The sequence below is a fragment of the Halomonas sp. hl-4 genome (assembly GCF_900215475.1).
Classification (GTDB): Bacteria; Pseudomonadota; Gammaproteobacteria; order Pseudomonadales; family Halomonadaceae; genus Vreelandella.
Genome location: NZ_LT907845.1, coordinates 69,291 through 84,877 on the forward strand (window position 1 = coordinate 69,291; position 15,587 = coordinate 84,877).

14 protein-coding genes are annotated in these 15,587 nt (G+C 55.8%); 12 read left to right on the top strand and 2 right to left on the bottom strand.

Going from position 1 to position 15,587, the window contains the following annotated elements; all coding sequences use genetic code 11:
• Positions 1-37: 37 nt before the first annotated feature.
• Genes grxD through CPH17_RS00505 form a run of 8 tightly spaced genes read left to right on the top strand, consistent with a single transcriptional unit; the run spans position 38 to position 5,855 of the window.
• Positions 38-388 (top strand): Grx4 family monothiol glutaredoxin, encoded by a 351-nt coding sequence (gene grxD / locus CPH17_RS00470; RefSeq protein WP_074395926.1) that lies wholly within the window; start codon positions 38-40, stop codon positions 386-388.
• A gap of 57 nt (positions 389-445) precedes the next feature.
• Positions 446-2,338 carry a DNA polymerase III subunit gamma/tau gene (gene dnaX, locus CPH17_RS00475; RefSeq protein WP_096297802.1) on the top strand — a complete coding sequence of 631 codons (1,893 nt, stop codon included), beginning with the start codon at positions 446-448 and terminating at the stop codon, positions 2,336-2,338.
• A gap of 36 nt (positions 2,339-2,374) precedes the next feature.
• Positions 2,375-2,701, top strand: a complete 327-nt coding sequence (locus CPH17_RS00480) for a YbaB/EbfC family nucleoid-associated protein (RefSeq protein ID WP_074395928.1) — start codon at positions 2,375-2,377, stop codon at positions 2,699-2,701.
• Between the two features lie 3 nt (positions 2,702-2,704).
• Positions 2,705-3,310, top strand: a complete 606-nt coding sequence (recR, locus tag CPH17_RS00485; RefSeq protein ID WP_096300867.1) for a recombination mediator RecR — start codon at positions 2,705-2,707, stop codon at positions 3,308-3,310.
• Positions 3,311-3,360: 50 nt separating this feature from the next.
• Complete coding sequence (gene rnd, locus CPH17_RS00490; protein WP_231898055.1) at positions 3,361-4,494, top strand: ribonuclease D; 1,134 nt, start codon at positions 3,361-3,363, stop codon at positions 4,492-4,494.
• Complete coding sequence (locus tag CPH17_RS00495) at positions 4,491-4,799, top strand: YcgL domain-containing protein (RefSeq protein ID WP_074395930.1); 309 nt, start codon at positions 4,491-4,493, stop codon at positions 4,797-4,799. The genes rnd and CPH17_RS00495 overlap by 4 nt, the downstream gene beginning before the upstream one ends.
• Entirely contained in the window at positions 4,796-5,389 is a 594-nt protein-coding gene (locus CPH17_RS00500; RefSeq protein WP_096297806.1) for an acyl carrier protein phosphodiesterase, read from the top strand. Before CPH17_RS00495 ends, CPH17_RS00500 begins: the two co-directional genes overlap by 4 nt.
• A gap of 10 nt (positions 5,390-5,399) precedes the next feature.
• On the top strand, positions 5,400-5,855 hold the full coding sequence (locus CPH17_RS00505; RefSeq protein ID WP_074395932.1) for a YcgN family cysteine cluster protein: 456 nt from the start codon (positions 5,400-5,402) through the stop codon (positions 5,853-5,855).
• Positions 5,856-5,901: 46 nt separating this feature from the next.
• Here the strand turns inward: CPH17_RS00505 and CPH17_RS20025 are convergent, their stop codons facing one another.
• Positions 5,902-6,057 carry a hypothetical protein gene (locus CPH17_RS20025; protein WP_172822094.1) on the bottom strand — a complete coding sequence of 52 codons (156 nt, stop codon included), beginning with the start codon at positions 6,055-6,057 and terminating at the stop codon, positions 5,902-5,904.
• A gap of 208 nt (positions 6,058-6,265) precedes the next feature.
• Complete coding sequence (locus CPH17_RS00510) at positions 6,266-8,347, bottom strand: S9 family peptidase (RefSeq protein WP_074395933.1); 2,082 nt, start codon at positions 8,345-8,347, stop codon at positions 6,266-6,268.
• A 62-nt stretch (positions 8,348-8,409) separates the two neighbouring features.
• On the opposite strand from CPH17_RS00510, the gene CPH17_RS00515 reads away from it, so the two are divergent.
• The 4 genes from CPH17_RS00515 to hrpA all read left to right on the top strand — a co-directional run bounded on the left by CPH17_RS00515 (position 8,410) and on the right by hrpA (position 15,569).
• Positions 8,410-8,835: a hypothetical protein gene (locus tag CPH17_RS00515; protein ID WP_074395934.1), complete on the top strand. Its 426-nt coding sequence runs from the start codon at positions 8,410-8,412 to the stop codon at positions 8,833-8,835.
• A gap of 19 nt (positions 8,836-8,854) precedes the next feature.
• The gene (locus CPH17_RS00520) at positions 8,855-9,640 is read left to right on the top strand and encodes a class II glutamine amidotransferase (protein WP_074395935.1); all 786 of its coding nucleotides are present in this window, start codon (positions 8,855-8,857) and stop codon (positions 9,638-9,640) included.
• A gap of 140 nt (positions 9,641-9,780) precedes the next feature.
• Positions 9,781-11,457 carry an AMP-binding protein gene (locus tag CPH17_RS00525; RefSeq protein WP_096297808.1) on the top strand — a complete coding sequence of 559 codons (1,677 nt, stop codon included), beginning with the start codon at positions 9,781-9,783 and terminating at the stop codon, positions 11,455-11,457.
• Between the two features lie 200 nt (positions 11,458-11,657).
• Entirely contained in the window at positions 11,658-15,569 is a 3,912-nt protein-coding gene (gene hrpA, locus CPH17_RS00530) for an ATP-dependent RNA helicase HrpA (protein WP_082934319.1), read from the top strand.
• The last annotated feature ends 18 nt before the right edge of the window (positions 15,570-15,587 follow it).

Below are 15,587 nucleotides of genomic sequence, written 5' to 3' on the forward strand. Positions count from 1 at the left end.
GACGAATTAATCGCCTTGATCAAGACTAGGAGACTGTATGAGCACAACAGCCGAAAACATCCAGCGTCAAATCAGTGAAAATCCCATCCTGATTTATATGAAAGGCACGCCTCAACTGCCGCAGTGCGGCTTCTCGGCCCAGACCGTTCAGGCACTGATGAGCTGCGGCGAGCGGTTTGCGTTCGTCAATGTGCTGGATAACCCGGATATTCGTGCCGAACTGCCGAAAATTGCCAACTGGCCTACCTTCCCGCAGCTGTGGGTTGAAGGCGAGCTAGTGGGTGGCTGCGATATCGTTATCGAGATGCATCAGAACGGCGAGCTGGAAACGCTGGTAAAAGAGGCGGGGCAACGCGCCGCCGCCAATGAAAGCGGTGATAATGCCTAATCAGCTTGTTAAGCACGTTGGATAGACAAACCACTCCGCCTAAGGATGTTATGCTCAATGAGCTATCAGGTTCTGGCCCGTAAATGGCGGCCGCGTACATTCCACGAACTTGTGGGCCAGGCCCATGTTCAGCGCGCCCTGGTCAATGCGCTTGACCAGGGGCGCTTGCATCATGCGTACCTGTTTACCGGCACGCGGGGCGTGGGCAAGACCACGCTTGCGCGCATATTGGCCAAGTGCCTTAACTGTACGTCCAATGGGCGCGGCGATGAGGGTGTCACCTCAACGCCCTGTGGTCAGTGTGATAGTTGCCAAGCCATTGACGAAGGGCGTTTTGTCGATCTAATTGAAGTGGACGCTGCCTCGCGGACCAAGGTTGAAGACACCCGCGAACTGCTCGATAACGTGCAATATGCTCCTACTCAGGGGCGCTACAAGGTGTACCTCATTGATGAGGTGCATATGCTCTCGACGAGCAGCTTTAACGCGCTGCTGAAAACCCTTGAAGAGCCACCTCCCCACGTCAAGTTTCTGCTGGCTACCACCGACCCACAAAAGCTACCCGCCACAGTGCTCTCGCGCTGTCTGCAATTCACGCTAAAGCATATGCCGCCAGAGCGGGTGGTGACCCACCTGACGCATATCTTAACGAGTGAAGGTGTCGCGTTTGACGAAAGCGCGCTTTGGCTGTTGGGTAAGGCAGCTGAAGGCTCGATGCGCGATGCCATGAGCCTGACCGATCAGGCCATTGCTTTTGGCCAGGGAGCCGTAAGGCATGCTGATGTGGCAGCGATGCTGGGGACGCTGGATCACCGTCACGTGATTGCTCTTATCGAAGCGCTGGCCGAGGTCAATGTGCCGCGCTTGCTTTCAGAAATTGGCCAGTTGGCCGAGCAAAGCCCTGATTTTGCCGCTGTGCTGGACGATGTCACCGGAATGCTACACCGCCTGGCGGTGGCGCAGATGGTCCCCGATGCGGTGGACAACAGCCACGGTGATCGTGACGTCATCCTTCAGCTGGCTTCGCGCTTCAGCGCCGAGGATATCCAGCTGTACTACCAAATCGGTATTCAGGGCCGTGGTGATATGCAGCACGCCCCCGATTTACGCAGTGCGCTTGAAATGACGCTGCTCAGGATGCTGGCGTTTCGCCCGCAAGGCGTGCCTAAACCACCCACGACCAAGCTACCGCTTCAGCCTGAGGCCACGCCAACCGCTGAGGAAAGCGGGCAGCCCGAGGTAGAGGTAGCTAACTCAGCCTCGCCACCCCAGGCGTCGGTGAGCCAAGACGAAGAAGCGAATAGCGTAGAAATACCTGATAGCGAGGAAGCTTCCGTTAGTGAGGAGCCCTCTGCTAACGAAGAGGCAACAGTCGCCCCGCCTTGGGCGCTTGACGAGCCGCAAGAACCGCCAACACTGAGCTCAGAGCCAGAGCCAGAGCCAGAGCCAGAGCCAGAGCCAGAGCCAGAGCCAGAGCCAGAGCCAGAGCCAGAGCCAGAGCCAGAGCCAGAGCCAGTTGCGCAAGCCAGCGCCTCAGTGTCGCTGGTTGAGCGTTGGGATCATGGTCAATGGCTTGCGCAGTTCGATGCCCTGGGTCTTGGGGGGCTAACGCGCAGCCTAGCGGCCAACTGCCAGCTAGAGAGCGATGATGGGCATACGCTAACGCTGCGATTGGCGCCTAGCCAGGCGGCAATGCAGGCTGACATTCACCAAACGCGTATTCAAGATGCATTGGCTGAACTCGGGGTATCCCGACGTATTGTGTTTTTTGTAGACGATCTATCCGACGCGGTGGAAACGCCACGTCAGCGTGAAGTGCGTTGCCAGGCGGAGCGTCATGCCCAGGCGGTTGATGTCTTGCAGCGCGACCCCCATGTAGTAGAGTTAAAGCAGGCCTTCGGCGCACAGCTTGTCGAAACCAGTGTCAAACCCGTTGATGAGTCGCGCTAACGCTGTGCGATCAACTAATGAATGGAGAGTTCTACCATGATGAAAGGCGGCATGGGTAACTTGATGAAACAAGCCCAAGAAATGCAGGAAAAAATGCAGCAGGCCCAAGAAGAAGTCGCCGAAGCCGAAGTGCTGGGTGAGGCGGGGGCTGGCATGGTGAAAGTGACCATGAATGGCCGCCATGACGTGATTTCAGTCGATATCGATTCAAGCGTCATGCAAGAAGACAAAGAGTTGCTGGAAGATCTGCTGGCCGCCGCAGTAAATGACGCGGTTCGCAAAGTCGAGATCAATTCGAAAGCTAAAATGGAAGAAGCTACTGCCGGGCTGAACCTGCCCCCTGGCTTCAAAATGCCATTTTAAATGATGCGGTTTTCTCCGCTTGTCGAGCAGTTAATGGAAGCCTTTCGCGTCTTACCAGGGGTAGGGCCGAAAACCGCACAGCGTATGGCTATGCACTTGCTGGAGCGGGAGCGGCCTGGCGGTAAACGGCTGGCCTCCGTCATCCAGCAGGCAATAGAAGAAGTTGGTTATTGCCGTCGTTGTCGAACCCTTACCGAAGCCGATGTTTGCGCGTTATGTGAAAGCCCCCGTCGTCATGATCATTTGCTCTGTGTGGTGGAATCGCCTGCGGATCAACTGGCGATTGAAGAGGCCGGTGGCTTTCAGGGGCGCTATTTCGTGCTGCATGGCCACCTGTCGCCTTTGGATGGCATCGGGCCTGATGCCATCGGCCTTGATTTGCTCGAGGCTCGCGTTGCGGAAGGGCTAATAACAGAAGTAGTGCTTGCTACCAACCCAACGGTTGAAGGCGAGGCCACTGCACATTATATCGCAGCGTTGCTGGCTGACCACGGGGTGACGCTTTCGCGGCTTGCTTACGGCGTTCCGATGGGCGGCGAACTGGAATACGTAGACGGTGGTACGCTAAGCCGCGCATTCAACGGCCGCCAACCGTTTAGTAGCGAATAACTTATTTTAAGCAAGCGCTCAGGCGGTTGTCATAACAGGGAATTTGTCTTTTGTCCTCATTTCAACCCGCTGATATCAGTTGGATTGCTTCGCCTCAAGCGCTTGATCAAGCCTGTGCGCAGGTGGCTGATGCGTCTGTCATTGCGCTGGACACCGAGTTTTTCCGCGAAAATACCTTTTTCCCTGTACCGGCACTGATTCAGTTTAGTGCCGGTACACAGGCGTTCCTGGTAGACCCGTTGGCAACGCCTTGCACCGATGCTTTTCGTGATCTGCTGCAAAATCAGGCGATAAAATTGCTGCATGCCTGCAGTGAAGATCTGGAGGTTTTCCAGCTTTGGGCAGGCGTGCTGCCAAGCCCCTTGATCGATACCCAGTTGGCGCAAGGATTTCTCGGTGACAACCCTGGCATGGGGTATCAGAAACTTGTCGAGGCGTGGGTAGGGACATCGCTGCCCAAGGAAGAAACGCGCTCCAATTGGCTGGAGCGCCCGTTGACAGCCGCTCAGTGTGAGTATGCTGCGCTAGACGTTATTTACCTGTTAGAGGTGTGGGCTAAACAGCGCGAAGAGCTCCAGAGGCTTGATCGTTTGGATTGGCTGGAGAGCGACTGTCGCCAACTCATCGCTCAGGCAGGGCGTAGCGATGACAACGACACGCAGTGGTACACCCGCCAGCGCCAGCTATGGCGCCTCACAGCGCCTCAGTTAGCAGCGTATCAACTAATGACCACTTGGCGGGAAGGGGAGACGCGCCGTCGCGATTTGCCGCGTAACTGGCTAATCAGCGATAAACGCTTGATGGCAATTGCCGAAGCGATGCCGACTAACCGCTATGAACTTGCCCGCGTTGAAGGTATGACTCCACCGTTGGTCAAAAAAGAGGGTGATGCGTTGCTTGGGTTCGTCAAGCAGGCGACGCATCTGCCAGTCGAAGCGCTGCCTACGCCCTGGCCTGACCCGATGCAGCCAGCCTTCAAGCGTCGTTTCAAGGCGTTAAAGAAGGTCATCAACAGCCACGCTACCGAGTTGGGGGTTGCACCTGAGGTTCTAATGCGCCGCCGTGACGTGGAAGCGCTGGTCATGCAATCTCTGGCGGGGTCGCCCTTGACCTTGCCTCTAGGCTGGCGAGGCGAACGGCTTAATGTTGATCTAACCAAGGCGTTGGAGGAGCAGGCAGAGTGAGCGATAAACTGCTGTGTGAAATTTATAAAAGCCCGCGTAAAGAAGAAATGTACCTTTATGTTAATAAGCGTCAAGGGTTGGAGCATGTCCCCGAGGCGCTATTGGGGTCGTTTGGTAAACCCCAGCCATTGCTAACCATGATATTGACCGCTGATAAAAAGCTGGCGCGTGCTAATACTGCTGAGGTGATGGAAGCAATTGAAACGCAAGGATTTTATTTTCAGATGCCGCCTGGTAATGAAGCTGACCTGTTGACCGAACATCTCGCCCAACAGCGTTCGCGCAACAACTCGCCAGGCGAATGAACTTTCTTGCCCACGCTTGGCTTGCCCGCGACGGCAGCGATGATTTTCTTTATGGCAATCTGATTGCCGACGGCGTTAAGGGGAAAGATCTCTCAGCTTGGCCTGATGCAACCGCGCTGGGTATTCGTCATCATCGCCAGGTGGATGCCTGGGTGGACAGTCATCCGCTTGTCAAATCAGTGTTACGCCGGTCTCCTCCTGCGCAGCGACGTTTTGTTGGCATTGCGCTGGACATTGTCTGGGATCATTTTCTTGCCCTTGAGCACCATGCTGATCACTCGCAGCAAGTATTGATTGAGCGCTGTTATCGACTGTTGAGTGAACGCTCAGCGCCTAACCGCCTGGCGGCCATAGTAGAGCCGTTAGTTACTCATGATTGGCTGCGCCGCTATGCTGATTTTGACTTTACCTGCCAAGCGATTGCCGGTGTGGGCAGGCGGCTTTCAGGCCCCAATCGGTTGGCGGAGCTTGTTCCATGGCTACATGATGATTACGCTCATTTGAAGGACGATTTTGCGGAGCTATGGCCAGCGCTTTACGATGCGCTAGGTAGCGAGCGCCGTTTCCCAACGCACACAAGTAGCAAGTGAAGGTGATTTGATGACAAGCGCATTACGTGAGCGCTTTTGGGAGCGTTATACGCTGGAAGAGTTAACACCCGGCGAGTGGGAAGCGCTTTGCGATGGTTGCGGGCAGTGCTGCCTGCTAAAGCTTCACGATGAGGATAGCCAAGAGCTTGCTATTCTCAATGTAGCGTGTCGTCTTTTGGATACGCACAGTTGTCAATGTAGCGATTATGTGAATCGGTTTGATTTTGTCCCTGACTGTACCCAACTGACGCCAGCGCTGGTCAAGGAATTCACTTGGTTACCGCCTACCTGTGGCTACAGGCGAGTGGCAGAAGGACGCAAGCTTGCCGGTTGGCACCCTTTACTGAGCAACGACGCTGAGCGTGTCCATCGGAAAGGGGTCAGCGTGCGTGGCTATGCAATCTCTCAAGACGATGTGCCTGAACATCAACTGGAATCCCACATCATTGCGGTTTTGCCTATGTAGTGTGCCTTCCTTGGCCACGTGATGAGTCAGCAATCGCATGATTCAGTTAAGCCGCTTTACCCGTTGGCTTGTCCCAAATCGATAAAAACGCTTCTTTGACCGGTTTTGCTACTTGCGTCACAGCGTGCGCAGGCGACGCTTTGCGCTCGCGTGGCTGACGTGGGGTGTCCCAAATAGTGGGGAATTGATCACGGTATGACATGGTATCTCCTTGATGGTGTGTAGAGCTTGTCTGTACGACTAAGGGATAACATGCCATACAATTTTATTTTATGGAAATATTTTCCATAAAATAATTTGCTGCTTTTGCAGCTCGGGTATTTTCAACACATCCACTCTTGGCCCAAATCAGCCGCGCCTCGCACTTGCCGTGACTATGCCAATGCTTTAATCAGCAAGGGCGGTTTTAGTTAAGCCGTTAACCCAAGCGCCCAAAGAATAAAGGCATCTTGGCGGGCGGCGTCACGCCAGGCTTTAAAACGCCCGGATGCGCCTCCGTGGCCGCTGCTCATATCGGTGTGCAGCAATACCGGGGCGGTACCTTGCTGATGTTGGCAAACGCGAGCATAGAATTTCGCTGGCTCCCAATAGTTCACTCGGGTGTCAAACCAACTGCCTTCTAGCCATAGGGCGGGATAGTGTTGGGCGGTCACATTATCGATGGGCGAGTAGTGGCCAATTCGCTTGGCTACTTCTGGGTCGGCTGGGTTGCCCCATTCACTGTATTCGGCCGTCGTCAGCGGCAAGGACGGGTTTTGCATGGTGCGCAGCACGTCAAGGAACGGCACCTCCAAAACAGCGGCGCAAAAGGACTGAGGCGCGCGGTTAACGCAGGTACCGACCAAGAGCCCTCCGGCGCTGGCACCGCAGGCGACAATGCGTTGTGAGTCGCTCAGTCCTTGCTCCACGAGGGCGTCGCGGGCGGCTAGAAAGTCGTCAAAGCTGTGCTCTTTATAGGCCATTTTGCCGTTTAAATACCAAGGTTCGCCGCGTTCGCCGCCTCCTCGCACGTGCGCGACGGCAAAGGCGACACCCCGCTCAAGCAATTCCAAACGAGCAATGGAAAACCATGGGTCAAGGGGTTCACCGTAAGCGCCGTAGCCATACAGTAGGGTGGGTAGCGGTTGACCCGCTAAGTCGCTACGCGTGACCACCGATACCGGAACGCGTTCACCATCGGCGCTGGCAGCCCAAATCCGTTGGCTGACTAATTGCTCTGGGGGCAGGCTGCCATACACCGGTACGCGTTTTAGCAACGTACGCTCCCCAGTCGTTAAATCCAGGGCATACCAACTGGGCGGGCGGGTGAATGATTCTTCCCTTAGGCGCAGCACTTGCGTATCAAAATGAGGTGCGTCTTCAAGCAGTTGCGAGCAAAGTGCCTCGGGCTGGGCGAGGTAGTCGTCCTGGGTGATTTGTTGGCAGGCATCAATTTCGAGGCGGCGTAGCCTTACTTGCGCTTGATCATGATCGCGTTCAGCCAGCATTAGGCCCCATGAGAAGGCGTCTACACCCTCCAGGGTGGCGTCTTCCCGTGCCGCGACCAATGGCTGCCAAGCGGGCGAATCATTATCTAGGGCCTCAAGGGGGATAACATCCAACTGGAAGTGAGTGCTGGTTTGGTTGTGCAAACGATAAAACACGCCTGGTCGGTGGTCTATCGTATACTCCACGCCCGGTTGGCGGGGTTGAAGGCAGCGGGGTGTCTGTGTTGGTGTTCGGGCAGGCACCACATGGACTTCGCTGGTATCTTTTGAAGCGCTTTCAAGTATCAGCCATTCCCGGGAGCGGGTTTTGCCCATGCCCAGCCAAAATTCCGGATCGTTCTCACGCAGCAATAATGTTGCGGGTTGGGGTTGCGGTGTCTGGCTAAAGGCAATGGGCAGGCACCAAATGCTGTCAGGGCGTTGAGTGTCGTCAAAGCGTGTGAACAATAGCGATCCACTATCATGCGTTTGGTCTTCCGCCCAGCAGAGACTGGGGCCAATATCGCTCAGCAGGTGTATTGGCTGGCCGTCGGGTAGGCGTTTCAGCCACAGGTTAAAACGCTCGTCACCCTGGGTGTCGTCGGTCCAGGCGAGCCATGATTCATCAGGCGACAGGGCCATATCGCCCATGTCGTAAAATGCCTGTCCTGCGGCGAGGTCAGGCACCGCTAGTATGCATTCAGTGGCTTCGCTCTGCCCGTTAGGGTGTCGCCACCAGCGTGGGTATTCCTCGTCGGCGGCGGTTTCGCTCCAGAACGTAAAGTGGTCTAGCGTTGTCGCAAGGCTAGTGACCGACAGTTCGCGGCGACTAAGATGACTTTCATAAAGGGCATCGGCAAGCGGAGCCAATGGTTTGAACCAAGCGTCGTGCTGCTGATTGGCAGCGGCTAAAAATGTGCTGACATCCTTATCGTTGCGCTGCTCTAACCAGTGCCATTGGGGATCATCTGGGCGATAATAGGTGGTAACAGGGTGGCCATCGTGTAGGGCTGGCTGTGCTTTCATAAATTGATAGGTACCATAATGGGAAATCTAGACTGGGTGGGTTCACCCTCATAAGGAGTATTATGCTGTTTGCAGATTCAATGTCACTGTTGTGGTTGAGTTATTACGGGCTGTCGCTAGTGGTGTTTGTGGCAGTTTATTTTGCGTTTGCCTTTTTACCCAGGTTACCGCGCCTGCTGCTGACATGGTGCGTTGGCGGGGCGATGTGGGCGCCCGCGCCGTTTCGCTTGCCGCTGATAGAGGAAGGCGAGTTTTACGCAGGTTGGGCTCCTTCTGCCATGGTCGCTGCCGTAGGGTTTTTAGAAAGCAATGGCGGTGCACTGCGTAACGGCCTGCTGTGTGTGCTGCTTGGCGTGGCCATTGGGGGTGTTGTAGGGGTTGCGCTGTGGTGGCGGGGTCGTACCAAAGCCGACGACGCGCCTGAGGTGGATGAGCGCCCAGCCAACGACCCCGATGAAACGCGCCGCCGTGAACCGGTGATCGGCTAATCCCAACAGGAGGGCCGCGATGTGTGAGCTGTTGGGGATGAGCGCTAATGTGCCCACCGATATCTGTTTCAGCTTCGCAGGTTTTTTACACCGCGGGGGTGGAACGGGGCCTCACCGCGATGGTTGGGGCATCGCCTTCTATGAGGAAGGTGGTTATCGGGAGTTCCGCGACCCTCACCCCTCGGTTGACTCACCCATCGCACGGCTAATTTGTGATTATCCCATCAAGTCCACCGTGGTGATTAGCCATATTCGTCAGGCCAATGTGGGTGGCATTGGATTAGCCAATACTCACCCGTTCACACGTGAAATGTGGGGGCGTCCATGGTGCTATGCCCATAATGGCCAGCTTAGCGGCTGGCAAACGCTATCGCTTGGCTTTTATACCCCAGTGGGTAGTACCGACAGTGAGCACGCCTTTTGCTGGTTGATGAGCGAACTGAGGCGTGCGTTTCCAACGCCACCAGAGGCGCAAGCGCCCTTATGGCAAACCCTACACGGGTTATGCGAACAGTTACGAGCGCTGGGTGTATTTAATTTGTTGCTTTCTGACGGTACATATCTCTATACGTATTGTTCAACTAAGCTTGCTCATATTACCCGTGCCGCGCCTTTTGGTGAGGCGGAGCTGTCCGACGCCGAACTTACCGTCAATTTTGCCGAACACACTACGCCCAATGATGTAGTGTCGGTGATTGCCACCGAACCGTTAACTCACAACGAAAAATGGCAGCGGATGCAGCCGGGCGAGCTAGTGGTATGGCGGGATGGGTGTATTCAAGCACGTTATTTAAGCCATGCTTAATACAATGCTAGATCTAAAGTTGAAACGAAAGTTTCAATCGATCGTTTTACAGCGGTAAACCAGTCGTATATCGTTGCGTTTTCGTGACACGACAACAACAAGGTCGGTGACGACATCGACATGGAAACTGGAGATTGCCCATGAGCGAACAAGTTGATGCCCCCATTTTGCGTGGTCCTGCGCTTGAAGGGTTAGACCAGTACGCTGCCGTTACCGACGTGTTTCACGCGGCGGTGGCGCGTTTTAAAGACAAACCGGCGTTTAGCTGCATGGGTAAAACGCTCAGTTTCGCTGACCTGGACCGGTTATCGGCTAATTTCGCGGCCTGGTTACAGCATGAAACCGACCTGGAGCCCGGTGATCGTATCGCCATTCAACTACCTAATGTACTGCAGTTCCCCGTTGCCGTGTTTGGCGCGTTGCGCGCTGGATTAGTTGTGGTTAATACCAATCCGCTATATACCGAACGCGAAATGGCGCATCAATTCAAAGATGCCAATGCCAAGGCGATTTTGATTTTAGCCAACATGGCGGACAAGCTTGAACGGGTGCTTGATAAAACCGAGATCAAGCATGTCGTGGTCACCGAGCTTGCCGACCTGCACGACTTCCCCAAGCGATTGTTAATCAATAGCGTTGTCAAGTACATCAAGAAAATGGTGCCCCGCTATTCGCTGCCCCAGGCGGTGAGTTTGCGCGATGCTTTACATAAAGGGCAGGCATTGAGTCACCGTGAGGTCACTCGCCAGCAGGAAGATTTAGCCGCGCTTCAATATACCGGGGGGACCACTGGCATGCCCAAAGGGGCGATGCTGACCCACCGCAATCTTGTCGCCAATATGCTGCAGGCAAGACAGGCCATCGGCGGTAACTTAACCGATGGAAACGAGCTGGTGATTGCGCCGTTGCCCGTCTATCACATCTACACTTTTACCGTTAACTGTCTGTTTTTGATGGAAACCGGCAACCACTCAGTATTGATTACCAATCCGCGTGATCTGGATGGCTTTATCAAGACATTGAAGGGCATGCCGTTTACTGCCTTCATTGGCCTCAATACGCTGTTTAATGCCTTGTGCAACCGTGATGACTTCAAACAGCTGGATTTCTCAAAGCTGCACTTGACCATTTCCGGTGGTATGGCGCTGACCAAAACCTCTGCCAAGCGTTGGCAAGAGGTCACAGGTTGCCCCATTTCGGAGGGCTACGGGCTGACGGAAACATCACCGATTGTCAGCTTTAATCCAACGGATGCCATTCAGCTGGGTACTATTGGCAAACCCGTCGCGGGCACGGCGGTCAAAGTGGTCAATGCCGACGGCCAGGATCTACCGCTAGGTGAACCCGGCGAACTTTGTGTACAGGGGCCCCAGGTGATGAAGGGCTATTGGCAGCGCGAAGAGGAAACGCGCAACTCCATTGATGATGATGGTTGGTTCTATACGGGGGATATAGCCGTGCTGCAGGACGATTGCTATATCCGCATTGTGGACCGTAAGAAAGATATGATTTTGGTGTCTGGGTTTAACGTTTACCCAAATGAAGTGGAAGACGTGGTCGCTGGTCACCCCGACGTGCTGGAATCGGCCGCGGTGGGCGTTGCCGATGAAGCGGCGGGGGAGGCGATCAAGCTGTTTGTGGTCAGTAAAAACCCCGAGCTGGATGCCGAAACATTACGTCACTGGTGTAAAAGTGAGCTGACGGGCTATAAAGTGCCCAAGTACATTGAGTTTCGCGATGAGCTACCCAAAACCAACGTAGGTAAAGTACTGCGCCGTCAGCTGCGCGACGAAGATAGCGGTAACGCTGCTTCATAAGAGGTGGCGTGATTTATGCGCGTGATAAGTGAACGCGTTACAATGGTCTGCCCGTTCTGATGAGCGGGCAGATTTTTTTATACGTGCCACCCTGTAGGGACCAATAGGATTTGGATCATATCGTGACCAACGACACGCCACTCGCACCGGCCGCTGATGCACAACGCCTCAAGACGCTAACGTCCGCCGCAGGTAACATGATGCGGCGGGATGCTCAGCGTTTCGAACGGCGTTTATCAGGCCTGTCGCGTCGCCTGCATGAGGGCAAGCCGATTGGTCGTGGTCTGAACGAGCTGGAACCCGAGATGGTCCGTGCCCAGCAGCTACTTCTCAAGCGCCAGAACCAGTCGTTTGACTGGAATTATCCGTCCGAATTACCCGTTGTCGAGCGCCGCGAGGATATCCTTACAGCGCTGCGCGATCATCAGGTAGTGGTGGTCGCGGGGGAAACCGGCTCGGGGAAAACCACACAATTACCCAAAATGTGTTTGGAACTAGGTCGTGGGCGGCGTGGCCTGATTGGCCACACCCAGCCGCGACGGCTTGCCGCGCGCAGTGTCGCTAGCCGGCTTGCCGAAGAACTTACGGTGCCGCTGGGCGAGCAGGTGGGCTATCAGGTTCGTTTTGCCGACCAAAGCAACGAGAACACCCTGGTCAAGCTAATGACCGATGGGATCTTGCTGGCCGAAACCCAGCATGATCCGCTGCTGCTGCGCTACGACACGTTGATTATTGACGAGGCCCACGAGCGCAGCCTAAATATCGATTTCCTGCTGGGCTATCTGAAACGTCTGTTGCCCAAGCGGCCGGATCTGTCGATTATCATCACCTCCGCAACCATCGATGTGGCGCGATTTGCCGCCCACTTTGGCAGTGCCCAGCGGCCTGCGCCGACGGTCGAAGTCTCCGGTCGTGCCTATCCCGTTGAGGTGCATTATCGGCCGCTAGTGCGCGACGGCGAGGACGAAGAGGATCGTACGCTGCAAGAGGGCATTCTCCACGCCGTGGAGGAGATTGAGGGGCTTGAGCGTGAAAAAGGCTGGCAGCATGGCCCCCGTGATGTGCTGGTATTCCTACCCGGCGAGCGGGAAATCCGCGAAACGGCGGACACGCTGCGCCGTGCTGATTTGCGCGACTGCGAAGTACTGCCGCTGTACGCGCGGCTTTCCAATGCCGAACAAAACAGGGTGTTCGCGCCGCACCGTGGGCGGCGTATCGTGCTGGCAACCAACGTCGCCGAAACGTCGCTGACCGTCCCCGGTATCCGCTATGTGATCGACCCGGGACTGGTACGCATCAGCCGTTACAGCTACCGCTCAAAAATCCAACGCTTGCCGGTGGAGCCGGTGAGCCAGGCAAGCGCCAATCAGCGTAAGGGACGCTGCGGGCGTATTGCTGAAGGCGTATGTATTCGTTTATACGACGAGGACGATTTCCTGGCGCGCCCGGCGTTTACCGACCCCGAGATCCAGCGCACCAACCTTGCCTCAGTCATTTTATCCATGCTGGCGCTTAAGCTGGGTAATATTGAAGATTTTCCATTTGTCGACCCACCCGACAGCCGCTTTGTCAAAGACGGCTTCCGGCTTCTCTTTGAGCTTGGGGCTGTCGACGAAGGCCAGCGATTAACACCGCTTGGCCGCAAACTCGCGCGGTTGCCGATTGACCCCCGGCTGGCGCGTATGGTGCTGGCGGGTAACGAACAGGGCAGCTTGCGCGATGTATTGGTCGTGGTCTCCGCGCTGGCGATTCAAGACCCCCGTGACCGCCCGGCGGACAAACGCCAAGCCGCCGATCAGGCCCATCAGCGCTGGCACGATCCCGATTCCGATTTCGTGGCCCTTTTAAACCTTTGGCACGGTATCGATAACGCCCGTGAGGCGATGTCGGGCAATCATCTGCGCCGCTGGTGTCGCGACCGCTACATCAATTACCTACGGGTGCGTGAGTGGCACGATACGTTTCGTCAGCTACGTCAACTGCTGCGCGACATGGACATCGAAGTGCCGGCGCCCAAGCCCGCCACTGAGGATGAAAGTGAAGAACAGGCTCGCCAGACGCGGCGCAAAACCTCCGGCGCTCTGCACAAAGCCCTGCTGACTGGGTTGCTGTCCAACCTGGGCACGCTGCTCGAGAATCGCGAGTATTTGGGCGCGCGTAATCGTAAATTTATGATTCACCCCGGTTCGGGGCTGGCGAAAAAGACGCCTAAATGGTTGATGGCGTTTGAAATGGTGGAAACCTCCAAGCTGTTTGCCCGCACCGTAGCGAAGATTGACCCGCAGTGGATTGAGCCGCTGGCGTCACATCTCGTCAAGCGCAGTTACAGCGAGCCCCATTGGGAGATGAAACGTGCCCAGGTGGTGGCGTTTGAGCAGGTGACGCTGTTTGGTTTGCCTATCGTCACCCGGCGACGCGTACATTACGGCCCGATTGCCCCTGTCGAGTCGCGTGAGCTGTTTATTCGTCGTGGCCTGGTAGAAGGTGAGTTTCACACCAAAGGGGAATTTTTTGCCCACAATCGGGCGCTGATTGAAGAGGTCGAATCACTAGAAGATCGTGCCCGTCGGCGCGATATCCTGGTCGACGAAGACAGTTTATTTGCGTTTTACGACGAACGGCTTCCCAGCGACATTGTCAACGGCAAAGGGTTTGAGCACTGGCGCAAGCAGGCCGAGCAGCAAGACCCGGCGCTACTCAAGTTTGATATCGAGGCGCTCAAGGCCCGCGACGCCGAAGACGTTACCCAGGCGCAGTACCCGGATCACCTGACCCTGGCAGGGGTTGCCTACCCGTTGAGCTATCATTTTGACCCCGAGGCAGAGGACGACGGCGTGACGCTGACCGTCCCCGCGGCGATGCTGCCGCAATTGCCTGAATACGCCCTGGAATGGTTGGTACCGGGTTTGCTGCGGGAAAAATGTATTGCCTTGATGAAAGCCTTGCCCAAGAGCATACGCCGCCAGGTAGTACCGATTCCCGACTGGGTCGACGCGGCGTTGGAAACGCTGGTGCCTGACCAGCGGCCGTTGACCGAGGCATTGGGCGAATTTATTCGTCAGCGCACGGGAACGCGTGTGCACCCCGATGATTGGCGCCTCGATACGCTGCCTGATCATTTGGTGATGAACATCCGGGTTGTCGATCATGCCGGTAAGACGTTGGGGCAGGGCCGCTCGCTGCGTGCTCTGGAGGCGCAGTTTGAAGCGGCGGCCAAAGCGGGGGCTCAAGCGCTTGCCGCTCAGGTAAGCGAAGCACCTGACTTATCGGGCCTACCCGATGAGCCTTTGCCGGATTCCCGCGTGACTACACAGGCAGGCATACGGGTAGAGGCTTATCCAGCGCTAATCAACGAGGGTAATGCCTTCAAGGTGATGCTGTTTGATCATGCAGCAAAAGCCCAGGCGGCTCATCAAATGGGTGTGGCGCGTTTAGCGATGCAGCAATGCCCCGCCCAGGTCAAAACAATCAAGGCACTGCCCGCGTTGGAGAAATGCGCGTTGCTGTTTGCCAACGTGGGTAGTAAGCAGGCGTTAATTGATGATGTGTTAGTGGCAGTGTTTACCCAAACGGCGGCACAAGCGCCTTTGCCGCGCTCGGCAGCCGCACTGAACGACCGACTGACAGCGGTTAAAGGCGATCTTGTACCCCATGCCGAGCAGTTGCTGGATCAGGTAGCAACTGCCCTGAAAGGCCACTTGGCGGTCAGCAAGGTATTAAAAGGCAAGCTCAATTTCGCGTTGGCGCTGGTGTATAGCGATGTGAAAGCGCAAATGCAGCGCCTTGTATATCCAGGATTTATCACCCAGGCAGGAGAGTGGCTAACTGAATACCCGCGTTATACCGAGGCGGCGTTGATTCGGTTGGAAAAAGCGGCTCGAGAGCGGGGCCGCGATCAAATGCTCATGCAAGACGTCCAGGCGATGGAGGAAAAATTCGATACCCGTCGCGACAACGAACGTCGCGGACGCGTTGAGGACCCATCGCTGGTCGAATTTGGCTGGTGGCTGCAGGAGCTGCGCGTGTCGTTATTTGCCCAGCAACTTGGCACGCGGATGCCTGTTTCGGTAAAACGGTTGGAAAAACGCTGGCAAGAGATAATTAACGTTTAGACGCAGGCTGGAAAAAAG